Origin of the sequence: Microcoleus vaginatus FACHB-2002, from assembly GCF_040004035.1 — a bacterium.
Taxonomy (GTDB): domain Bacteria; phylum Cyanobacteriota; class Cyanobacteriia; order Cyanobacteriales; family Microcoleaceae; genus Microcoleus; species Microcoleus vaginatus_C.
Genome location: NZ_JAMPLN010000057.1, coordinates 1 through 22919, shown reverse-complemented (window position 1 = coordinate 22919; position 22919 = coordinate 1). Strand labels below are relative to the sequence as shown.

13 protein-coding genes are annotated in these 22919 nt (G+C 45.9%); 8 read left to right on the top strand and 5 right to left on the bottom strand.

From position 1 onward, the window contains the following. Position 1 precedes the first annotated feature (1 nt). Positions 2-583: an Npun_F5749 family FMN-dependent PPOX-type flavoprotein gene (locus NDI35_RS27935; RefSeq protein WP_445315546.1), complete on the top strand. Its 582-nt coding sequence runs from the start codon at positions 2-4 to the stop codon at positions 581-583. 121 nt (positions 584-704) lie between these two features. On the opposite strand, the gene cysE is transcribed toward NDI35_RS27935, so the two are convergent. Together cysE and NDI35_RS27925 are read right to left on the bottom strand one after the other, a co-directional pair. Continuing rightward, the gene (gene cysE, locus NDI35_RS27930; protein WP_333255459.1) at positions 705-1511 is read right to left on the bottom strand and encodes a serine O-acetyltransferase; all 807 of its coding nucleotides are present in this window, start codon (positions 1509-1511) and stop codon (positions 705-707) included. A 180-nt stretch (positions 1512-1691) separates the two neighbouring features. Next, the gene (locus NDI35_RS27925) at positions 1692-2174 is read right to left on the bottom strand and encodes a hypothetical protein (protein ID WP_445315545.1); all 483 of its coding nucleotides are present in this window, start codon (positions 2172-2174) and stop codon (positions 1692-1694) included. A 547-nt stretch (positions 2175-2721) separates the two neighbouring features. Here NDI35_RS27925 and mrdA point away from each other — a divergent pair. Continuing rightward, the gene (gene mrdA, locus NDI35_RS27920) at positions 2722-4548 is read left to right on the top strand and encodes a penicillin-binding protein 2 (protein ID WP_445315544.1); all 1827 of its coding nucleotides are present in this window, start codon (positions 2722-2724) and stop codon (positions 4546-4548) included. A 157-nt stretch (positions 4549-4705) separates the two neighbouring features. Here the strand turns inward: mrdA and NDI35_RS27915 are convergent, their stop codons facing one another. Next, positions 4706-6460 (bottom strand): DUF3352 domain-containing protein, encoded by a 1755-nt coding sequence (locus NDI35_RS27915; protein ID WP_445315543.1) that lies wholly within the window; start codon positions 6458-6460, stop codon positions 4706-4708. A 115-nt stretch (positions 6461-6575) separates the two neighbouring features. Between NDI35_RS27915 and NDI35_RS27910 the strand changes: the two genes are divergently transcribed. Beyond that, positions 6576-7202, top strand: coding sequence for a Uma2 family endonuclease (locus NDI35_RS27910; RefSeq protein ID WP_445315542.1), 627 nt, complete (start codon positions 6576-6578; stop codon positions 7200-7202). A gap of 9 nt (positions 7203-7211) precedes the next feature. Here NDI35_RS27910 and NDI35_RS27905 read toward each other — a convergent pair whose 3' ends face one another. Continuing rightward, the gene (locus NDI35_RS27905; RefSeq protein ID WP_445315541.1) at positions 7212-7817 is read right to left on the bottom strand and encodes a pentapeptide repeat-containing protein; all 606 of its coding nucleotides are present in this window, start codon (positions 7815-7817) and stop codon (positions 7212-7214) included. Positions 7818-7952: 135 nt separating this feature from the next. On the opposite strand from NDI35_RS27905, the gene purL reads away from it, so the two are divergent. Then, positions 7953-10514 (top strand): phosphoribosylformylglycinamidine synthase subunit PurL, encoded by a 2562-nt coding sequence (gene purL / locus NDI35_RS27900; protein ID WP_445315540.1) that lies wholly within the window; start codon positions 7953-7955, stop codon positions 10512-10514. Between the two features lie 250 nt (positions 10515-10764). Beyond that, a complete protein-coding gene (locus NDI35_RS27895) occupies positions 10765-12504 on the top strand; it encodes a bifunctional serine/threonine-protein kinase/formylglycine-generating enzyme family protein (protein WP_445315539.1) in 1740 nt (579 codons plus the stop codon). Positions 12505-12868: 364 nt separating this feature from the next. Here NDI35_RS27895 and NDI35_RS27890 read toward each other — a convergent pair whose 3' ends face one another. Beyond that, a complete protein-coding gene (locus NDI35_RS27890; protein ID WP_445315538.1) occupies positions 12869-13135 on the bottom strand; it encodes a hypothetical protein in 267 nt (88 codons plus the stop codon). 707 nt (positions 13136-13842) lie between these two features. Here NDI35_RS27890 and NDI35_RS27885 point away from each other — a divergent pair. The 3 genes from NDI35_RS27885 (at position 13843) to NDI35_RS27875 (ending at position 22511) form a co-directional block, all read left to right on the top strand. Then, complete coding sequence (locus tag NDI35_RS27885; RefSeq protein ID WP_445315537.1) at positions 13843-14325, top strand: Hsp20/alpha crystallin family protein; 483 nt, start codon at positions 13843-13845, stop codon at positions 14323-14325. Between the two features lie 632 nt (positions 14326-14957). After that, positions 14958-21002: a hybrid sensor histidine kinase/response regulator gene (locus NDI35_RS27880; protein WP_445315536.1), complete on the top strand. Its 6045-nt coding sequence runs from the start codon at positions 14958-14960 to the stop codon at positions 21000-21002. 9 nt (positions 21003-21011) lie between these two features. Then, positions 21012-22511, top strand: coding sequence for a hybrid sensor histidine kinase/response regulator (locus tag NDI35_RS27875; protein WP_445315535.1), 1500 nt, complete (start codon positions 21012-21014; stop codon positions 22509-22511). Positions 22512-22919 lie beyond the last annotated feature (408 nt).

Sequence of the window (22919 nt, the reverse complement as noted above, 5' to 3'; positions counted from 1 at the left end):
TATGTCTTTAGCACTTTGGCGATCGCCCTTAGCTCGTGCCCTCCACCGCAACCGCAGTCTTGCTTTTGCCCGCTACTTGCAACTAGCAACTGTTCGCGCCACCGGGCGTCCTGCCAACCGCACTGTGGTGTTTCGAGGCTTTTTAGCAGATACTAATCAGTTAAAGTTTATTACAGATATTCGCAGCCAAAAGGCCGAGGAAATTAACCTCTATCCTTGGGGGGAAATTTGCTGGTATTTCCCGAAAACTCGCGAACAATTTCGGATTGCTGGAAAGCTAGTTTTGGTAGGGGCAGATTATCCAGAGGCCCATTTATGCTCATCACGGTGCACAACTTGGCAGGAGCTTTCTGAGGCGGCTAGATCACAGTTTGCTTGGCCGCAGCCGGGGGATGACAAAGCCGAGGCTAGTGCTTTTGATTCTGCTTCCCCAGATGCGATCGAGCCGCTGCCTAATTTTTGCTTGCTGTTGTTGGAACCGGAAACGGTGGATTTGTTGGAGTTGCGGGGGGAACCGCAAAATCGGTCGCTTTATCGGCGCGACGGGCAGGGAAATTGGTCTGTGCGATCGGTTAATCCTTGAAAAAGAAGTCAGTAGTCATTAGTCAGTAGTCATTAGTTATTAGTCATCAGTTAACAGTTAACATTCACCAATGCCTTATGCCCAATTCCCTATGCCCTATGCCCTATGCCCAATTCAAATTTTAGATGCCGCTGCCGTCGAAAAATTCTTGAATTGCTTTATCTTTTAACTTGCAGCTAGGGGTTGTAACTAGCTGTGTTTTTTCGGCTAAGGCTACATTGCTGGCTTGGTTTAAAGCTTCTGATACTGAGTGAAAATTGTGGGAATTGGGATCAGAAGTTAAGGAGACAGATGCTTGAGGAAGCAAACTTTTTACTTGCTGTTCGAGGGACTCGATACGATCGAGCAAAGAGCGAATTACCACAGCTTCCGAATCCGGCAAACTGCCGTGTTCTAGGGGATTGACGCGCACTCCCGATCGATAGACGATGCGGCCGGGAATCCCTACCACTGTACAGTCAGATGGTACGTCGCGGAGTACGACGGAACCTGCGCCGATGCGAACGTTGTTGCCAATTTGCAGATTGCCGAGTACCTTGGCGCCGGCACCTACAACTACGTTTTCGCCGACGGTAGGGTGACGCTTGCCACTTTGTTTGCCAGTACCGCCAAGGGTGACACCTTGGTAAATTAGGGCAAAATCGCCGATAATAGCTGTTTCGCCGATCACAACCCCCATACCGTGGTCGATGAATACGCTTTTGCCGATGGTTGCCCCGGGGTGGATTTCAATTCCGGTCAAAAAGCGAGCAATGTGGGAAATCAAGCGGGGGATGAAGGGAAGCCCCAACACATAAAGCCAGTGTGCGAGGCGGTGCAGCACTAGGGCCTGAAGACCTGGGTAGCAAAACAAAACTTCCAGCCAGTTGCGAGCGGCAGGGTCGCGATCGAAAATTATACTGAAGTCAGCTCTAAGAGTCTTTAGCACTTTCGGAGTTACCTATTTTGGTTAAACACGCCACTTTCGATTTTACATTTTACTGGATGGGGGAAGTGAGCGGTCGATCAGGAGATTGGGGGATATTACGGAATGGAACCGTGGGAGAGTGCTAGATGGGGGAGAATTTGATGATATTTTATTTTCTCCATCCAACAGCGCCGCTGTTTTCTATTCCTGTACTGAGATTGTATAGTTAGACTTGACTCCGGGTTCGACAGTACCTACCCAAATCCTGTAAGAGCCTGCTTGCCAGTCTGAATCAAGTATGCCAGCATCTTTATTCTGACCTATATCGTCTCCGCAGCGCACCGCATTACCGGGGCCTTGTACGAGTAAGGTCGTGTCCTTGCCTCCGCTGTTGAGTTGGAGTGTGAGTTTTGAAAAGTTTTCCTGCAAGACTATGATGTGGTCGGGAGTTGGGGTGGCAAAACCCAAACATTTGTTTTTGTGGCGATCGGCGTTGGCTATGGCCGATAGAGAGTACGATCCGCCTGTGGAACCTCTCAAAACTGCTGTTGGGGCTGCAAAACCTCGCGATAAAGTTAAAGTGCCGAAATTGGCTGTTTCTGCTAAAACTGGTAGGGCGGCAATCGCGGCGATCGCCGCCAATAGCGCACCGTTTTTCAAATTGGGTCGCTGATTAAACAACATGGCAATACTCCTCGGTCACAACTTAAAACCACAACTCAGAATTTACCCATCGCAGCCCCTAGAATCCAAACTATGGAGGAAGAATAAGTTTTTTTAAATTAGTTCAAAACCTCCTGGCTTCTCTTTCTTATGTCTATCAGGACAATCCCTGTACGATCGCGCTCGCTTGTGCCACTCGGATTTCTGCCACAGGCGATCGACTTATACCCGAAATTGTACGGTGTCAAGATGATAAATTTGATACTCTTAGTCTTGCTGTTGGCGCTCGGTTCCCTATTGACACAGGCCTTGGTATTGTTACCTATAGGTCTATCCGGCTGGCTCCACCTCCCTAATTGGCTGAGCCTGGCCTTGATTTTTCTGGCTATTTCTTGGTGCTTGGGGGATTAGTCAGCAATCATGAGTTATTAATGATTAGTCAAAAGTTAATGATCAATCATTCCACTTCCCCCAACGGTCAAGGCCCGATCGTCCCCGGTTTGAGGATGTATACTTCACAATTGACAATTAGGAATCTAAAATCTAGGATTTGACATCTACCTATAGAATGATGCAACGACAAGTTTATTCGATCTCAGCATTTCACTCTCCTGACAAAACCCTGGCGGAAACTCCTAAGAAACAAGAGCGTCCGATACACCGGGCGATCGTGTTAATGCTGGTGGCGACCGGTTTGCTGGGCCTGCACGCTAGTCGGCTGGTGGAATTACAACTGATACAAGGAAAGCAAAACCGGGAAAGAGCCGAAAACAATCGCGTTCGCCTAGTGCCCATGGCGGCTAATCGCGGACACATTATCGATCGCAAAGGCAAGTTGCTAGCGGCAAACAATTTAGCTCGATCGGTATATTTGTGGCCGAAAGAACAAACGCCGGAAGAATGGAAAGCGACAGCAGAAAAGTTGAGTCCGCTGGTTAAAATCCCGGCACAAGAAATTTTAAAAAAATTAAAAGAGGTCGATCCTCAATCCTATAGACCGGTGCGGCTCAAGCAAGCAATGCCGCCAGAGGTGTTTGTGCCACTAGCAGAACACGTGGGACAAATGCGGGGAGTGGAAGTGCGGCCAGAAGCGAACCGCTACTATCCTGAAGGCAGTTTGGCGGCTCACGTGATCGGATATATTGGCGAGGCTACCGCAGCAGACTTGGAAGCTCATCCCGAATATCCGATGGGGATGATTGTCGGTCAGATGGGCATAGAAGCGAGTTCTAACAAGAAGATTGCGGGAGTTTGGGGCGATCGGCTGATCGAGGTAAATGCCCAAAATCAAGAATTACGGCTGATGGGAGAGACACCGCCCAAACCCGGTGAGGCGGTGCAGCTAACCATAGACTTGTCCATGCAAAAAGCAGCCGAAAAAGCCCTGGGGAACCGCCGGGGGGCAGTAGTGGCGCTGGATGTCAAAACCGGGGCCGTATTAGTTATGGCCAGCCACCCGACTTTTGACCCCAATCTGTTTACGCGAAAAATCACTAAGGATGAGTGGGAAACTCTTCAAGATCCGCAAAATCCATTTTTGAATCGGGCCATGCAAGGCTATCCCCCCGGCAGCACGTTTAAAATTGTGACTTCCGTCGCGGGTCTGGAGTCGGGCAAATTTTCGCCGGACTCAATTCTCGGTACTTCGTCTTACATTACTGTGGGAGGAATTGATTTTAACGAACACAGCGGCGGTTACGGCGACATCGGCTTTCGGGATGCTTTGGCTTTCAGCAGCAATACGTTTTTTTATCAAGTGGGGATTAGTACGGGGCCGGAGCAAATTTCTAAGTGGGGAAAACGCTTGGGAATTGGCAAGGATACGGATTTGAATCTTTTGGGGCTAGGCGGCGGCGATCACGGTCAAATGCCGACGCCGGAGGAGAAGGAGAAAATTTATAAAGAACCTTGGTATGCGGGTGATACGGTAACGATGTCGATCGGGCAGGGGTTGGTTTTGGTGACTCCTTTGGAGGCGGCGGTGATGGTGAGTTCGATCGCTAATGGGGGCTATCGGGTGAAGCCTCATCTTTTGACTTCTATGACGGGTACAGCGGAGACTCAACGGGTACATACGGGGATGAAACCTTCAACAATTCAGGTGGTTAAGGAAGGACTGATCGCGGTAGTTGCCGAGGGTACTGGACAGGGATTGAATGACGGTTCGATTCCGCTGACGGGGGGCAAAACAGGGACTTCGGAGGTCATCGGACAGGAGGATCACTCTTTGTATGTGGCTTTCGGGCCCGCCCAGAAGCCGGAGATTGCGATCGCCGTGGTTGTGGAAAATGGCGGTTATGGTTCTGTTGCTGCTGCCCCGATCGCCAAAGAGGTATTTCAAGCTTATTTTGGGCAACAGAAAAAGGTGAAGGAGTCTGTAGTGATTACTCCTTAGTTATTGGGAATGGGGCATTGGGAATTGGGCGTAGTTTCTTCCTTCTTCCTTCTTCCTTCTTCCTTCTTCCTTCTTCCTTCTTCCTTCTTCCTTCTTCCTTCTTCCTTCTTCCTTCTTCCTTCTTCCTTCTTCCTTCTTCCTTCTTCCTTCCTTCTGACTAATTCAGCCGCATAAATATAGTAGCTTTGCGAATTCCTGTTATTTCTCCCGTACTGGTGACGGTGAGCGATCGCAAGTGGTCGAACAATGGTCTTGCCGAAAGTTCAATTAACCTCAACAGCGGGATTTGTTTTTCCCAAATTGCCCTGCTGGAGGGCCAGTCTAAATAAAAATAGCCGTCGTTAGATGGCGGTAGCGGTTCAATACTGGTTTGAAAATCTTGATTGGCAACTAAAGAGCCTGTTTCTGCTGCTTCTAGTGCTGCGTCCATTGCTTCTACGGAAGTGGTGAAAATTTCGTATTTGCCGACGGTCGCTCGGACTCCTTTTGCCTCGGTTTCGATCGCACTTTTTCTATTATTTTCTTTACCATAATTTGGAGTCGTTGTCAACTGCGTCCAAGCGGTAATTTTCTGGTTTCTGAGAGTGAAACTGCCGATGCTGTATTCTTTGCTGCGGGCAATTTCATCGAGTTTGTCGATCGCCTTTTGGGAATCAGCAGAGTTTTCGGCTGCAAAAATCCAGTCAGCACTATTTGACGAATTCGGAAGCACTGCTAAAGCGTATTCTCCTTGTACCCAGTCAAATATATCCTGTTGCAGGTTGACGCCCCAAACTTGCTGAATATCTGCGAGAGTGCGATCGACTAAATTTGAGACTTCAACGTTAGCTGACACCGTTGATGACAAATCAGCCCAAAAATTCCTTAAATCGGTGCTGGCGACCGCGAAAGGACTGGCTGAGGGAATGTATTGCAAGGCTTGCACTGGTTCGGAGAGTGTTGGAGAAGCTGTGTTTTCTCGCGATGTCACTAAAGCAGTTTGAGCCAGCAATCCCCGTCGGTTGACTCCGACAGCAACTGCGAGGGAATTAAGAGCAACTTGGGGATTTTGCTCGGCGGCTGATTGCGGGAGATTGACAAATGCTAAAGCGATTCTGCCTTGAGTTAGCTGCTGCAAAGCTTTTTGATATTCGGGGGTATTATCGAGATTTAGGTTAGCTGATTCAACGTTATTAATTGCATCTCGAATCACAATCGGGGTATTGGAAAATAAAACAAAACTTTGGTTATTCCCAGAATTTAAATTACCGCCGACGGCTGCTGTTGCGAAGCTGGATGGCAACTTTGAAGTCGGCAGAGAAAACGGGTTAAAAGGCGAAAATGAAGCAGATTTTTTCTGGGATATTGGTGCTTGTTTATAATTAATTCTCACGCCTTTATATATTTCCGACTGCACGGTTTTATCGCCACGAGATTGTTGGCGCCAGTAAGAGTCGAGAAATTTTTGGCTGCGATCGACATTTTGGGAGGAAACGGCCAGCAAAAACCCGGCTTGTTGGCCGTTGCTGCTGTCGCGATCGAAATCTGGGTTTGTGACGGCGAGGGTAATTTCGTCACCTATCCAAGGTTGGATATCTCTACTGTAATCGAGGCCTGTATTGGCGAGGAAACTTTTTTTGATTTGCTCAAATTCCGCGTGCGATCGACTTCTTTCTTCGGGAGTGGCAAAAACTTGTCGCAATGCTTCGAGGCGATCGGGATTTACCAGCATTGAAGCTAACAAAGGTGCTTGTTTCGAGACAAACACAGCTGCAGCCGGAGTAGTTGTCGGCCCGCCGGCGAGCAAATTCAGGGGAGTGTGAGTTGTCAGCCAGTAAAAACCGCCGGCACTCAAGCCTAAGAGTGCCAAGACGCCAGCAATGAGGAAAGAAAAGAACGATCGCAGCTTCATACAACAAGGACTAATGACCACAGTCTATTATTAACTAGAGTAGCGCATGACCGTAGCTGTCGGCAGATACTTTTTGTTCAGTTCGCAAAACAAAAAGATAAACTAAAATATACTCAAGCTTTAAAACCTAAGTAAAATGCTAAGAACATCAACGCCCGCCGAACAGCGAGTTTTACTGCCAAATATCAGTTGGCAGTTATATGAAATCCTGCTAGCGGAACTGGGCAACAAACGTTCCACCAGAATTGCTTATCATCAAGGTCAATTAGAAATTATGGTGCCGCTACCGGAACATGAAAATCGCAACAGGCTAATCGATCGGTTAATTGTAACTCTCATAGAGGAACTCAATCTAGAGTACAACCCCTTTGGCTCGATGACGATCAAAAAACGCAAAAAAGCAGCGAGTAAAGAACCAGATTCCTGTTATTATATCCAGAATGAAGCACTGGTCAGAGGGAGAACAGAATTAGACTTTGCTCAAGATCCGCCACCAGATTTAGCACTGGAAATTGATATTACCAGCAGTTCCTTAAATCAATTCGATTTATATGCAGATTTAGGCGTACCAGAGATTTGGCGGTACGACGGACGAAGCATCAAGTTTTATCAATTGCAAAATGGCGAATATGCCGAGTGCAATTTTTCTCTGGCTTTCCCGATGCTACCGACTGCAAAAGTTGACGAATTTATCGATCGCTGTCAAACTACAGGCGCAACCACAGCAGTGCGAGAATTCCGGGAATGGGTAAAAAATCAGTAATTGTGCAGTCTACCAAGGCACTCCTCGCGCATCGGAAAAATCGGCATCTAGAACCGCCCCCGGATCGAATACAGCATCAGTTAAATCAGCCTTTCTAAACGACGTTATCGACAATTTTTCTATTTGTTCAACAGCGATAAAAAATCCGATCGCAGTTAACCCAAGAATTACCCCAGAAACCAAAAATAAGATAATTCCCCTGATAGTATCTCCGCCCAAAAATGTCACAATACCGCTAGCCCCGATCGCAGCCGCAGCCCCGGCCACCGCCCCCGCCACAATCCCAGCCTCGCACCGAGTCGCAGCAATCGCCGTAGCAGCCGTTCCGGCCACCGCCACAGCCCCCGCATCCGCCCCGGCAATCAATCCAATCAAAGCCCCAGCCGTCGTCACTGTCACCGCAGTCACCCCAGCCCTAGCAATCAAATTTCTCACCCGCCTGCGGCTTTGTCCGGTTCTGACACCCTGAAAATTTGCCCCCCTCAAAATCGCCCCGGTGAAATTGCAGCCTCGAATGTCGCAACCGCTGAAATTCGCCCCTGACAAGTCAAGCCCTTTAAAAGAACGGTTCCGCAAGTTTTGGTTAGCAAAATTGAGATTTTGAGGTTGAGTCATTCGATTTTAGATTTTAGATTTTAGATTTTAGATTAACCAACCAAAGGGCTGGGATTATAGATTTTAGATTATAGATTTTAGATTAAGCAACCACAGGGCATTTAAAATAAAGCCTGTGGTTTATAACGAGTTTCCATGTCTCCCATCTCCGAATCCCCATTTTCCCCCGAACAAATTGCCGCTGAAAGACTCAAACCAGAAGAATATGAAGAAATCGTTCAGCGTCTCGGTCGCCATCCTAATAAAGCTGAATTGGGAATGTTCGGCGTCATGTGGAGCGAACACTGCTGTTACAAAAATTCGCGGCCACTATTAAAACAGTTTCCCACAGAGGGCGATCGAATTCTCGTCGGGCCCGGAGAAAATGCCGGCGTCGTAGACTTGGGAGAAGGCTTGCAACTCGCCTTCAAAATTGAATCCCACAACCACCCGTCAGCAGTCGAACCTTTCCAAGGTGCAGCAACGGGTGTCGGGGGGATTCTCCGCGATATCTTCACAATGGGTGCTCGCCCGATCGCACTTTTAAATTCCCTGCGTTTTGGCAACTTAGACGATGCGAAAACTCAGAGATTGTTCAAAGGCGTAGTATCGGGAATTTCCCATTATGGAAATTGCATCGGCGTGCCCACAGTTGGCGGCGAAGTTTACTTCGATCCTGCTTATTCCGGCAACCCATTAGTTAACGTCATGGCCTTGGGTTTAATGGAAACTCAAGAAATCGTAAAATCCGGGGCATCCGGCATCGGAAATCCCGTGCTTTATGTCGGTTCAACTACCGGGCGAGATGGCATGGGAGGAGCAAGTTTTGCCAGTGCAGAATTGACCGACAAATCAATGGACGATCGCCCCGCAGTCCAAGTAGGAGATCCATTTTTAGAAAAATCCTTAATTGAAGCTTGTTTAGAAGCATTCAAAACCGGTGCAGTCGTCGCCGCCCAAGACATGGGTGCCGCCGGAATCACCTGTTCGACATCAGAAATGGCAGCAAAAGGCGGCGTCGGCATTGAATTCGATTTAGACAAAGTTCCCGTTCGAGAAAGCGGTATGGTTCCCTACGACTACCTGCTTTCGGAATCCCAAGAACGGATGTTGTTTGTTGCCCAAAAAGGACGCGAACAGGAATTAATCGATATTTTCCACCGCTGGGGATTGCACGCGGTAGTAGCGGGGACAGTCATCGAAGAGCCGATCGTCCGAATTCTATTTAAAGGCGAAATCGCTGCCGAAATTACCGCGACTGCTTTGGCAGATAATACGCCAATTTATCACCGAGAATTGTTGACAGAGCCGCCCGAATATGCTAAAAGAGCATGGGAATGGACGGCGGATTCCCTGCCACAATCCACAGTTACAGGTATCGAAATTAACGGCAATTTCCAAACTTGGAATCAGATTTTGCTGACGCTTTTAGATACTCCCACCATCGCTTCTAAACGCTGGGTTTATCGCCAATACGACCATCAAGTGCAAAATAATACTGTTGTTTTACCGGGAGGCGCTGATGCTGCGGTTGTCAGATTGCGTCCGCTAGAACCTTGCCAATCTTCCCTTGCTAACGGGCTAGAAGTACACCCCTTTGCTAAGGGAGATCTACTGAGAGGAAATGCTGTTTCTCTAGCTTCCGAAAGCAAACAGGAAGAAGAAGTAATTCCTCTATTTACAAAGGCACAAGGTAGGGAAACTCCAAAAGTTTCTCCCCCCCTTAGCAAGAAGGAAGCGCCCCTGGGGATGATTCCCGGAGTTGCTGCAACGGTTGATTGCAATTCTCGTTATGTTTATCTCGATCCTTATGAAGGTGCAAAAGCAGTCGTAGCGGAAGCAGCGAGAAACTTAAGCTGTGTGGGTGCTGAACCTCTCGCAGTTACTGATAATTTGAATTTTGGCAGTCCTGAAAAACCTATCGGATATTGGCAGTTAGCGTCAGCTTGTCGCGGAATTGCTGATGCTTGTCGGGAGTTGGGAACGCCTGTTACTGGCGGCAATGTTTCTCTTTACAATGAAACGGTTGATGCTGAGGGGAATCCTCAACCAATTTATCCGACTCCGGTAATCGGAATGGTGGGGTTAATTCCCGATTTGAAGAAGATTTGTGGCCAAGCTTGGCTAAAGAAAGGTGATTTAATTTATGTGCTGGGAATTGGGGAATCATCCCAAAACTCAGAAGTTTCATCTGAAAGCTCAAAAATCGATACTTCTCCTACTTTGGGAGGTTCGGAATATTTAGCGGCAATTCACGGGATTGTAGCTGGGAAACCCCCAAGGATAGATTTTGAGTTAGAAAGAAAAGTGCAATCGGTTTGTCGGGATGGAATTCGGCAAGGTTGGGTAGGTTCTGCCCATGATTGTGCGGAAGGTGGAATTGCGATCGCCCTCGCGGAATCTTGTATTTCTGCTAAAATGGGTGCAGAAATTCATCTTAGTTTCAATTCGGCAAATGTCAGCCGCTGGGATGAAATTTTGTTTGGTGAAATGGGCAACTGCATTGTAGTTTCAGTGGCACCGAAAAATCAAGAAATTTGGGAGTCTTACCTGCAAGAACATTTGACCAAAATGTGGCAGAAAATTGGTTTAGTTTGCTGTGCTGAATCACCTTTGCGGGTTGTGAGTGCTGACAATCAAGTGTTAATTGAGGTTGCTATGGGTGAGATGGGCGATCGGTTCTATAATGCGATCGAGCGTCGGATTGGATCTGTCTGACAACCTGAAGTTTCGCTCCCCCTAAATCCCCCTTAAAAAGGGGAGTAGGGGTTGACTTTGAATACTCTTGTCCCCCCCTTCGTAGGGGCGGTGCCCCCGTGCCCGCCCTTGGCTAGGGGGGATCTCCGGGTTTAAAGACACACCTGAAATCCGCGACTTCTTACAAAATTCACGATTCTGGTAAAAACCTATTACAGAAGTCGGGGTTCTTACACACTATACAATATAAACAATATCATTCATAAAACAAATGATTTGCTGTATCAATCCCAACTGCGAAAAGCCTGACAACCCTGACGGACAAAGATATTGCATCAGTTGCGGCCTGGAACTCGTACCCCTCCTGCGAAATCGTTTCCGCATGATCAAATTCCTCGGTAAAGGTGGCTTCGGCAGAACTTATTTAGCAGAAGATATTGATAAACTAAATCAACGCTGTGTCGTTAAACAATTAGCACCAGATATCCAGGGAACTTGGGCGATTAACAAAGCCGTAGAATTATTTCAGCAAGAAGCTAGACAACTGCAACAGCTAGGACAACATCCCCAAATTCCATCACTAGATGCCTATTTTGAACAAGACAAATATTTGTATCTGGTACAGCAGTTTGTCGATGGGGATAATTTGTTAAACCTTTTCCAAAATCAGGGAATTTGGCAAGAAAGCCAAGTTAAGCAACTATTACTCGAACTTCTACCTCTTCTCAAGTTTATTCACGAACAAAAAATTATTCATCGAGATATCAAGCCTGAGAATATTATGCGCCGTCGCAGCGACGGTGTGTTAATGCTGATTGATTTCGGAGTTGCCAAACAGTTGTCGGGAACAGTGATATCGCCACAGGGAACGCAAATTGGTTCGCATGGTTATGCAGCGCTTGAACAAATGCAAGGGGGTGAAGCTTATGCAGCAAGCGATTTGTTTAGCTTGGGGGCGACGGCTTTTCATCTACTGACGGGGGTACATCCTTATGGTTTGTGGACGGAACACGGTTATAGCTGGACTGCAAATTGGCAGCAACATTTGAAAAGTCCCATAGACAAGGGATTGGAATTGATTTTATCTAAGTTGTTGGCAAAAGATATCCAGCAGCGCTATCAATCAGCAGAGGAAGTTTTAATAGATTTTCAAAGTCAGTCAACGCCCAAAAATAGCATAAATTTACAAAAAATAGACTTTGAAGTGGTGACAGTTGATGTGCGGGGTAATATAACTAGCCGTCAACACCGTCAAGCACAATTTTTTAGGGAAAATTTAGGTAGCGGTTTAACCTTAGACATGGTAGCAATTCCTGGCGGCAGTTTCGTGATGGGTTCCCCTAATACCGAAGCAGAACGAAGGGACAAGGAAGGGCCGCAGCGTACTGTGAATATCTCTCCTTTTTTTATGGGTAAATATCCAGTTACTCAAGCACAATATCAAGCGTTGATGGGGAATAACCCTTCTCATTTCAAAGGTTTTTTCAAAAGCAAACAACTCCCTGTAGAACAAGTTACCTGGGATGATGCTGTGGAATTTTGCCAGAAACTTTCTCAAAAAACAGGGAAAACTTATCGTTTACCTTCGGAAGCAGAATGGGAATATGCTTGTCGCGCCGGAACTACAACGCCTTTCTATTTTGGTTACACGATTATGCCAGATTTAGTTAATTATGATGGCAATTATCCCTACGGTGCTGCGCCGAAGGGACTTTATCGCAAACAAACAACAGATGTCGGGAGTTTTCCGCCGAATTCGTTTGGTTTATATAATATGCACGGTAATGTTTGGGAATGGTGCAGCGATCGCTGGCATGATAACTACAATGGCGCACCGAGTGATGGAAGTTCTTGGGAAACTGGAACAGGTCATCACCGTGTGCTGCGTGGTGGTTCCTGGGACTACAATGCGGTTCATTGCCGCAGTGCCTTTCGTGACAGGAATTCGGCGGACTACAGGTTGAGGAACTGGGGTTTTCGCGTGGCGGCTTCGGTTTCCTCCTCGTCCTAGTTTCCGCGTAGTAGTGATAGGGTGCGTCGCATTGAACAATCTACAAATCAAATCGACAATCTCGCAGCGACACACCGCGAGAGTCAGTCAATCGATTTTAGATTTTAAATTTTAGATTTTAGATTTTACTGGAGTTTAGACTAAAAAATGGTCACAGCTAAAATTAGCGGCCTTTGAAGAGTAGGCAAGCTGTTACTCAAAAACTCAAGAGGTAGAAGATTAAACAGCTAATCTTGAAGACTTTTTGCGTCGAGAAACCCGTTTTTTTACAGTGGGATAGCAAGGTGCCTTAGTCCGTACCTTTCCTTTTGCCCAGCCAGGGGATTTTCCCCTATGTTTAGGCCTTTGAGCGGGAGTACCAATGTCAACTAAAATCGACAACTTGAAGTATGGGTGAAGACCCACTACTAATTCTTTCATGGAGTAGGGGTAATGCCCAAATTCCTTGAGCTTCAGGTATCCACGCCATTGTACTGTATCCCTGTCCAACAATGGAGCCCTTCTGATATTCATGGGTTCTGTCTTTTAAGGTTTGAGCGTCTGGTCTCGCCCATGCAGTGTGGTCAATTGCCACTAATATATGTTCTGTTGTAGGTACTTGCTGCTGTAATTGCTTGATATACAGCATCATCAGTTTTTTCCGGTCTGGTCTACAGTCTTGTAACGCTTCGTAGACGCTTGACCATTGACGATTGAATAGCGGACGCTCGCGAAAATTCCGCTAAACAAGCCGCATTCCTTGTTGTCATTACTGCATCCATGAGATCGAAGGTTGCATAGGAGAGCCAGCACTAATAAATCGTATGCTGCTTGACGAAAGTCCTTTAATCGTTCACTGTTCATTAAGGGAGTGGATAGGTTTTCTTTTTCACCCTTATTCTCTCCCGGCGCGGTGGCTCTAGTTCTTCTGAAAGCCACCGTTATCATCTTTATTTAGTCTCAACTACAGCCAGACAGCGAGCGATGGCTATTAGAAAGCAGCTCACGCCGGCTCTGCACGTCTTTACGTGCCTGCTACACATCACCCGCACCGCGTTTTTGGTACGGTTGGCAACACCGGCGATCCTTCCGGGAACGATCGCGCTGTGCATAGTTCGCTCGGCTGGCTCATCATGGCGATCCTACAGTATTGTCGGTTTCTAGGAATAGCTTTGTACGGTTTTCTTCACTGCCAATTAATTCTGATTTTTTCACGTTTATTCGGGCAAATACGACCAACAGAGTAGGGTTCTCCTGACTATTCCTCCAACTGATCAAGTGGCATCATGATAACTGTAAGCAACGAGCTTCAACCCAAACAAAGTTAGAAATTCTTACCAATCTTTGAGGTGACTGATTATGTTGATGCGCTATTGGCAACCTTTCACAGAAATTGAAACCATCCGCCAGCAACTCGATAAAGTTTTTGACCAACGGGCAACAACGAGAGATAACTCAGAAGCCACTTGGATGCCCGCGGTGGAATTTGCTGATGCTGGGGACAACTTCGTATTAAAAGCGCAACTGCCTGGAATTGACCCCAAAGACATTGACGTTCAAGTCACTCGCGAAGCAATTTCTATCTCTGGCGAGCGTCGCTACGAAAACACAGACGAAAAATCTGGCTACGTCCGCTCAGAATTCCGCTATGGCAAATTCCACCGGGTGCTTCCCTTGCCCGCACACATTCAAAACGACTCTGTGCAAGCTGAATACAAAGATGGCATTCTAACGCTAACCCTGCCCAAAGTCACTGAAGCCCGCAATAAAGTCGTCAAGATTAATTTGGCCGAAGTTGCTGGAACTCCAGCAAATCCCGCTTTGGAACAGGCGAACCAATAATGATCGGCTGTGCTTAATCGAGTGAGGCAAATTTTCCCAAATTGAGCCTAATTGGATTTACTTAACAACAACGGAACTGGAAAAGTTGATACCGGGAGCTACACTTGCTCTCGGTATTCTTTATTAGGGAAAGCCGAGCGAAAAACTACCTACAACTGTGCTGCACCCGCAGTGAATTCAGTAACGCTTACAAGGCAGGCTTATAGTAAATGCAGCAGAGAGCTAGACGAGCAGAATACCCAATCGTGATCCCAGGCTTTGAAATCCCTTAGTCTGGCCTCCCCCCCACTTCTGTGGCGAATAAGAAACTGGGGCTATGTTAGACCACAGGGCGCTTTTACTGTCATCAGAAACTCTGGGGAAAAACGCTTGCGGCTATTGCATCTAATATATCTTGCAGCCGTTCTGCTTCCCGCCTCATAGTGCTACAGCCTCCTCCAAAATGCGATCGCGAATGCGTTCTTTCAACATATCCACGCGAGGCGCTCTCATGAGCCCACGATTGCCAGAAGCGAAACATGAGCTCACTTTTGTTGAGTAAATTACTATGTTACAATCAGCTCCAATCATAATTAAGTTTTAAAACCGGCCTTAACCTCACGCTCAATTCCCTTGCGATCGGTAAAATAACAATGACAATCAACTTAGCTGGCTATCAATTCGTTGAAACCCTCCACAGCGGGATAAGAACTTCAGTCGATCGCGCTCGGAAGGATTCAGACTTTTCCAGCGTGATCGTCAAAAGGCTAAAGGCTGAGTATCCCACTCTTTCTGACATCACCCGCTTGCGACACGAATATCAAATCCTGCACAGCTTGAACGTAGAAGCGATTGTCAAAGCCATTAGTTTAGAAAGCTATAAAAACGGTTTAGCACTGATATTAGAAGATTCAGGCTCCGAGTCTCTCAACGATTGGATGAATGGTAAAAAAATCACAACCATTCAATTTATTTCTTTGGGTCTCCAGCTTGTCTCTGCCTTAGCCGAAATCCATAAAAATAACATTATTCATAAAGATGTAAAACCACAAAATATTATCATCAACCCCGCCACAGAAAAACTTAAAATTATTGATTTTAGCATCGCTTCGCGCCTGGAGCGAGAAAATTCGACGCTCAGCCATCCAGATTTGCTCGAAGGCACACTCGCCTATATGTCGCCAGAACAAACTGGCCGGATGAATCGGTCAATTGACTACCGCACTGATTTTTATTCACTAGGCGTTACCTTCTATGAAATGCTCACAGGCGAGTTGCCCTTTAATTCCACAGACCCGCTGGAATTGGTACACAGCCATATTGCCAAAACTCCCATTCCCCCTCACCAGCTAAATCCTGAAATCCCACCACAAATTTCAGCGATTGCGATGAAGTTATTAGCTAAAAACGCTGAAGACCGCTACCAAAGCACTGAGGGACTAAAATTTGACTTAGAAACTTGCTTGATAAAGCTACAGGCTAGCGGATATATTTCCAACTTTGTTGTTGGAAGTGCGGATAAAGCAGGGCAATTAAATATACCGCAAAAGCTCTACGGTCGCGACCAAGAAATTAAAAATCTTCTAGAAACTTTCGAGCGCGTTGCCAGTGGCACCACCGAATTAATGCTGGTTTCCGGTTATTCCGGGATAGGCAAAACAGTGTTGGTCAATGAAGTCCACAAACCCATTGTGCGCCAACGAGGCTATTTTATTGCAGGGAAATTTGACCAGTTCAAGCGCAATATTCCTTATGCTTCCCTAATTCAAGCATTCCAATCCTTAACTCAGCAACTTCTAACCGAAGGCGAAGTAGAAATCCAAACTTGGAAAGAAAAACTGTTATCCGCTTTAGGCGATAACGGACAAGTCATCATTGATGTTATCCCTGAAGTCGAATTAATTATTGGCAAACAGCCACCCGTAGCAGAATTAGGGGCAACTGAAGCTCAAAACCGTTTCAGTCGCGTCTTTAAACAATTCATTGGCGTATTTACGACTATTGACCATCCCTTAGTTATCTTCCTCGATGACTTGCAGTGGGCGGATTCGGCATCGTTAAAATTAATTGAATTGCTAATAACTGATTCTGATAGCAAGTATTTATTGCTGATTGGGGCATATCGAGATAACGAAGTCTCTCCAACTCATCCGACGATTCAAACAATTGACAAGATTCGCCAAACTGGTGCGACGCTGAATAATATTGTGCTTCAACCATTACACCTGGTTCATGTCGAAGAGTTAATTGCGGATACTTTAAATGAATCGGGCGGTTCGGAAGCCCTGTCTGTAAAAACGCGAAATTTCGCGTCTCTACTTTTTAATAAAACGCAGGGCAATCCTTTCTTCTTAAGTCAACTTCTAAAAACTCTCTATCAAGAAGATTTGTTGACTTATGATTTATATTCTGGCGTCTGGCAATGGAATATCGAGCAAATTCAAGCGATCGGCATCACCGATTACAATGTTGTCGAGCTGATTGCTAGGAACATACGCAAATTGCCCGAATCTACACAAAAAGTATTAAAATTTGCTGCTTGTATTGGCAACACTTTTAACTTAGAAGTTTTGGCGATTGTCAATCAGGAATCATCCTTGGTCACGGCAGCTCAATTGTGGGAAGCACTTCAAGCTGGGTTGATTTTACCTTTGAGCAATGAATACAAAATTCCCCTGGTATTTAGTCAGGAAGAATCGGGGGGTTTTACCTTAACTGATGTGCAGGTTGACTACAAGTTTTTACATGACCGCGTGCAGCAAGCTGCCTATTCTTTGATTCCAGATGAGCAGAAAAAAGAAACCCACTTAAAAATCGGTCAACTGCTGCTGCAAAGTACAACGCCCGAAGACCGAAAAGAAAATATTTTCGCTTTAGTTAACCAACTCAATTATGGTACTGACTTACTTACCACTGAATCCCAAAAATATGAACTAGCCCAATTGAATCTGATTGCAGGTCAGAAAGCGAAAGCTGCTACAGCCCACGATTCCGCCGTCAAATATTTGCAAGTGGGTTTATCTCTGCTAGCAGTAGATAGTTGGGAAAATCGGTATGAACTGGCATTAAGGCTGCATGAGGAAGCAGCAGAGTCAGCATATTTGAGTGGTGATTTTGACCGAATGCAGAGATTCGTTGAGATAGTACAAAACTGCGCCAAAACGCTATTGGACATAGTAAAAGTGTACGAAGTCCAGATTCAAGCTTATATGGCGCAGAACAAGCTGGTCGAAGCATTGAATACGGGGCTGCAAGTCTTAAAGCAGTTGGAGGTAGAGTTTCCCGACTCGCCAAACCCATCTGATATTGGGCAGGCGCTGGGGGAAACTGCGGCAATTTTGAGCGGAACCCGAATTGAGGACTTAATCGATCTCCCTGAAATGACCGATCCTTATCAATTAGCAGCAATCAGGATTTTGTCAAGTATATTTTCTGCTTGCTATTCTGGAATGCCCGTACTGGTGCCTTTAACAGTGTGCAAACAGGTCGATTTATCCGTTCAATATGGCAATGCTTCTGTGTCTCCCTTTGCATATGCGGTATACAGTCTTCTTCTTTGCGGGGCGGTAGGAGATATTGAGCGGGGCTATGAGTTCGGTCAATTAGCTTTACGTCTAGTGTCAAAGTTAAATGCCAAAGAAATCGAAGTCAAGACTTGCCACTTAGTGTATGCTGCCGTTCAACATTGGAAAGAACACGTCCGAAATACCTTAGAACCTTTCCTGTCAGCTTTCTCTACTGGGCTGGAAACTGGAGATTTAGAATATGCTGGCTATGCCGTCATGGTGTGGAGTCATTACTCGTTTTTTGTGGGCAAGCAACTAATGCAACTTGAACGAGAGATAGCAACTTACACAGATGCCCTTCATAAAATCAGCCAAAAAACAGCGCTTAATAATACAAAAATCTGTTGGCAAGCCGTCTTAAACATGATGGGAAGAAGTGAAAATCTATGCCAGTTAAAGGGGGAAGTGTACGACGAAGAGAAAATGCTGCCGCTATACCAGCAAACCAACAATCAACTGGCAATTCATTACTTATACTTGCACAAACTTGCGCTTTGTTATGTGTTTGATAATTACCAGGAAGCCTTAAAAAATATCCCTCAAGTAGAAAGTTCTTTCGGATCGTCTACAGGGCAGCTAACTGTTGTTATATTCTATTTATACGATTCTCTAGTACGGCTAGCTGTGTATTCTGAAACTTCACAGTCCGAGCAAGAGGACATTCTTAACCGAGTACAAGCTAATCAAGAGAAATTGCAAAAATGGGCATATCATGCCCCAATGAATCATCTGCATAAATTCTATTTAGTAGAGGCAGAAAAGTATCGTGTTTTAGGCGAAAAAGTAGAAGCGATCGAGATGTACGAGAAAGCGATCGCTCTTGCCAAAGAAAACGAGTATATCAACGAAGAAGCACTAGCTCACGAACTCGCTGCTAAATTTTATTTTTCATGGGGTAAAGAAAAGATTGCCCGCACCTACATGACCGATGCTTATTATGCCTATATGCGCTGGGGAGCTTTAGCTAAAGTTAAACATCTAGAAGAAAAATACCCGAAATTAATAGCGCGAGCCTCTGCGGTCACCGAAACCCCTTTCGATCCTAAGATGACAATTGCTCCTTTGACCATTACAGGCGGTCAACCAGAGTTGCTAGACTTGGCAACTGTAATGAAAGCATCTATTGCCATTTCTAGCGAAATTGTTCTACCTAACTTGCTCACAAAGTTAATGAAAATTTTGATAGAAAACGCAGGCGCTGAAACTGGAGCGCTTATTCTCTCAAAAGAGGGTCAATTTGTTATAGAAGCGGCGGGGACTAAAGATCGAGTCCGAGTGCTGGAATCTTTACCAGTATCAACTTCTGGGCTAGTGCCTATCTCAGTACTTAATTACGTCACCAGAACTCAGAAAGATGTCGTTTTAAATGATTCGGGCCGCGAGGAAATCTTTAACGCCGACCCCTACATTACCCAGCACAAACCAAAATCAATTTTGTGTGCGCCTATCCTATATCAAGGTAAGTTAACTGCCATCCTGTACCTAGAAAACAACGTGATTGCTGGCGCTTTCACGCCGAAGCGGGTAGAAGTTTTGCGGATGCTATCGGGACAAGCGGCGATCGCCTTAGAAAATGCCAACCTCTATCACACTTTAGAAGTCAAAGTAGAAGAGCGAACCGAGGAATTAAAAGCCAAAAATACGAGCCTAGAAGTGGAAATTCAAGAGCGACAGCGAGCCGAGCAAGCGGCCGAAGCCGCAAACCGCGCCAAGAGCCAATTTCTCGCCAACATGAGCCACGAACTTCGCACACCCCTCAACGGCATTTTAGGTTATACCCAAATCCTCAAACGAGACACAGGTTTAACCAGTCAGCAAAATTCTGGTATTAACATCATTCATCAGTGTGGCGAACACCTCCTAACTCTGATCAATGACGTTCTAGACCTGTCCAAAATCGAAGCCGGAAAAATGGAACTCTACCTCACCGAGTTTCACCTGTCAGACTTTCTCCAAGGCATTACTGAAATCTGCCAGATTCGCGCCCAACAGAAGGGAATCTCTTTGATTTACGAACCGCTAACTCAACTTCCCACTTGCGTCCAAGCCGATGAAAAAAGGTTGCGGCAAATTCTCATCAACTTACTCGGCAATGCCGTAAAATTCACCGAAAAAGGAGGCGTTACTTTCAAAGTAGACAGACTGGAGACTCAGCAATCTTTGTCATCACCAATCGCCAATTCCCAATCCCTAACAGCGAAATTTATTTTCCAAGTAGAAGATACAGGCATTGGCATCGCGCCGGACGAACTCTCAAAAATATTTTTGCCCTTCGAGCAAGCCAGCGGTTCAGTTCGCCAGATAGAGGGAACAGGATTAGGGCTGCCAATTAGTCGCCAATTAGTGGAGATGATGGGCGGCGAACTGAAAGTACAAAGCTCTTTAGGTAAAGGCAGTATTTTCTGGTTTGAGTTAGAGTTGCCTATTACCGAACGCTGGGAAGGATGTCAAAAAGAACCTGAAAAAATTATCAGGGGTTTCTCAGGCGATCGGCGGAAAATTTTAGTCGTTGACGATCGCTGGGAAAATCGCTCGGTTCTAGTTAATCTTTTAGCTCCCATTGGGTTTGAATTAATGGAGGCAACGGACGGTCAAGACTGCGTGAATCAAGCGCTGTTATTTCAACCGGACTGTATTATAATTGACTTGGTAATGCCAGTGATGGACGGCTTTGAAGCGGTGAGGCGGATCAGAAAAATTCCTCTATTGAAGGATGTAATCGCGATCGGAACTTCTGCTAGCATTTTATCCGGCGATCCCCAAAGCATTTTCCAGGCTGGTTGCAACGCTTTTCTCCTCAAACCAATTCGGGCAGAAAAGTTATTAGAATGCTTGGGCAACCATTTAGGTTTAGAATGGGTTTATGAGGAGCAAACAACTTTCAGTTCAGAAGGTATCTTCACCGATACACCTTCCCAAATCCAAGACCAACAACTGATTGCTCCCCCTTCGGAAGAAGTTGCAGTCCTGTTCGATTTAGCCATGAAAGGTGAACTCCTCAGTATTGAGAAGCGAGCCAGTAAGCTGAAGGCAATAGATATGCGTTATGCTCCTTTTGTCAATCAGTTGCTCGAATTAACTAAAAACTTTGAAGAAGACAAATTAGTAGAATTTGTTCAACAGTTTAGATGAGGACTAAAAATGACTAGCGAATCTTTAGACAGAGGAACCATTTTAATTGTAGATGATACGCCCACTAATCTGGGTTCAGTATTGGATTTTTTGAGCGGATATGGCTTCACTGTTTGGGTAGCTCGTAGTGGGTCTAGCGCTCTCAAAAAAGTGCAATATTGCCAGCCGGATTTAATTTTGTTGGATGTTCTGATGCCAGATATGGACGGATTTAAAACCTGTCAACATCTAAAAGCAAATGACTTAACTAAAGATATCCCAGTTATTTTTATGACCGCGCTGGACGATACAGAAAGCAAAGTCAAAGGCTTTAATGTGGGGGGAGTTGATTATATCACTAAGCCCCTTCAACAGGAAGAAGTTTTAGCTCGGGCTATCACGCACCTGAATCTGCGAAATCTAACTAAAAAGCTTCAGGCGCAAATTGTGGAACGCGAGCGAGCGCAAGCCGAGCTACAAGTTTTGACACAAGAGCTAGAGACGCGAGTAGAAGAGCGCACCGCAGAACTTTCCCAAACCAATGAACGCCTCAAGCAGGAGGCTGCTGAACGCAAGCTTGCAGAAGCAGCTTTACAAGCATCGGAAGCGCGAGAGCGGCAAAAAGCCCTAGAGCTCGAAAATTCCCTCCACGAACTCAAGCAGGTGCAAAGCCAGCTCATTCAGAGCGAAAAAATGTCCGGGCTAGGCCAGCTCGTAGCTGGCGTAGCCCATGAAATCAATAATCCAATTAATTTTATTTATGGAAATCTTTCCTATGCTCTGGAATATTCAAAAACTTTGGTCACTATCCTTGACCTCTACGAAAAGCACTATCCTAATCCGGCTCCCGATATACAAGCAGAAATCGCAGCCGGCGAGCTAGATTATCTCAAAGACGACTTGCCTAAAATGTTCAAATCGATGTACTTAGGAGCCGATCGCATCCGCGAAATCGTTTTATCTTTGCGCCTCTTCGCACGGCAAGAAGGATATGAAATGAGAGCGGTCAACCTTCACGAAGGCATGGACAGCACGCTGATGATTTTACAGAGCCGACTAAAATTTAACTCAGACCGCCCCTCGATTGAAGTGGTGCGGGACTATTGCCCAAACCTGCCCGAAGTGGACTGTTATGGGGGAGAAATGAATCAGGTATTTATGAATGTACTTGCAAATGCGATCGATGCTATTGACGAGTGGAACACGCAGAGATCGCTAGAAGAAATTAAAGCGAATCCTAGCGTGATTCGGATTAGCACAGAAGTAACAAGCAGCAATTGCGTAGCTGTCCGAATTGTGGACAATGGGCCAGGGATATCGGAAGAGGTTCGTCGCCACGTATTTAACCCGTTTTTTACGACAAAACCCCCCGGTAAGGGCACAGGGATTGGGTTGTCGATTAGCTGGCAAATTGTAGTGGAAAAACACCGGGGAAGCTTGGGGTGTATTTCTGCACCAGGCGGGGGAACAGAGTTTATTATTGAGATTCCGATTCGGCAGGAGTCTCCTGTCTTGTCGCTGTCAGCTTGATGTTCTGCAAAAAAGTTAGCTAAACAGACGGGCATCCCCACACTATATCGCTTCGATTAGTGGGGGATAAAAAGCGCGTTTCGCTGTGGATTCCACCCTTCAACAAATTCAAAACTATGTTTTGAGCGGTCGGCGGGTGGATGACGAGACAAACAAACTCTTTATTCAGCGGGTCTATTTTGTCCTTCAATATACTTTTTTAATTGTTCCACAGTTACACCACCACAGCAGGGTAAACGCATCTTAACTTGAACCCAAAATATGCTACAGTTAAATCCGACTAAATTTCTATGTAGGGCTTGCTGAATATATCGATCGCATATTACGTGGGCTGGGTTAAGAGAGCGTGCGATCGAGAGTCAGAGGCAAGAAAAACAGGTAAAATAGATCAAAACCCGTGCATAACCA

Excerpts from the sequence above, each read along its gene's own strand:
- NDI35_RS27880 (WP_445315536.1), top strand. The coding sequence starts at position 14,958 with ATGACAATCAACTTAGCTGGCTATCAATTCGTTGAAACCCTCCACAGC.
- NDI35_RS27910 (WP_445315542.1), top strand. The coding sequence starts at position 6,576 with ATGCTAAGAACATCAACGCCCGCCGAACAGCGAGTTTTACTGCCAAAT.
- NDI35_RS27890 (WP_445315538.1), bottom strand. The coding sequence starts at position 13,135 with ATGATGCTGTATATCAAGCAATTACAGCAGCAAGTACCTACAACAGAA.
- NDI35_RS27925 (WP_445315545.1), bottom strand. The coding sequence starts at position 2,174 with ATGTTGTTTAATCAGCGACCCAATTTGAAAAACGGTGCGCTATTGGCG.
- purL (WP_445315540.1), top strand. The coding sequence starts at position 7,953 with ATGTCTCCCATCTCCGAATCCCCATTTTCCCCCGAACAAATTGCCGCT.
- NDI35_RS27885 (WP_445315537.1), top strand. The coding sequence starts at position 13,843 with ATGTTGATGCGCTATTGGCAACCTTTCACAGAAATTGAAACCATCCGC.
- NDI35_RS27935 (WP_445315546.1), top strand. The coding sequence starts at position 2 with ATGTCTTTAGCACTTTGGCGATCGCCCTTAGCTCGTGCCCTCCACCGC.
- NDI35_RS27905 (WP_445315541.1), bottom strand. The coding sequence starts at position 7,817 with ATGACTCAACCTCAAAATCTCAATTTTGCTAACCAAAACTTGCGGAAC.
- mrdA (WP_445315544.1), top strand. The coding sequence starts at position 2,722 with ATGATGCAACGACAAGTTTATTCGATCTCAGCATTTCACTCTCCTGAC.
- NDI35_RS27875 (WP_445315535.1), top strand. The coding sequence starts at position 21,012 with ATGACTAGCGAATCTTTAGACAGAGGAACCATTTTAATTGTAGATGAT.
- NDI35_RS27895 (WP_445315539.1), top strand. The coding sequence starts at position 10,765 with ATGATTTGCTGTATCAATCCCAACTGCGAAAAGCCTGACAACCCTGAC.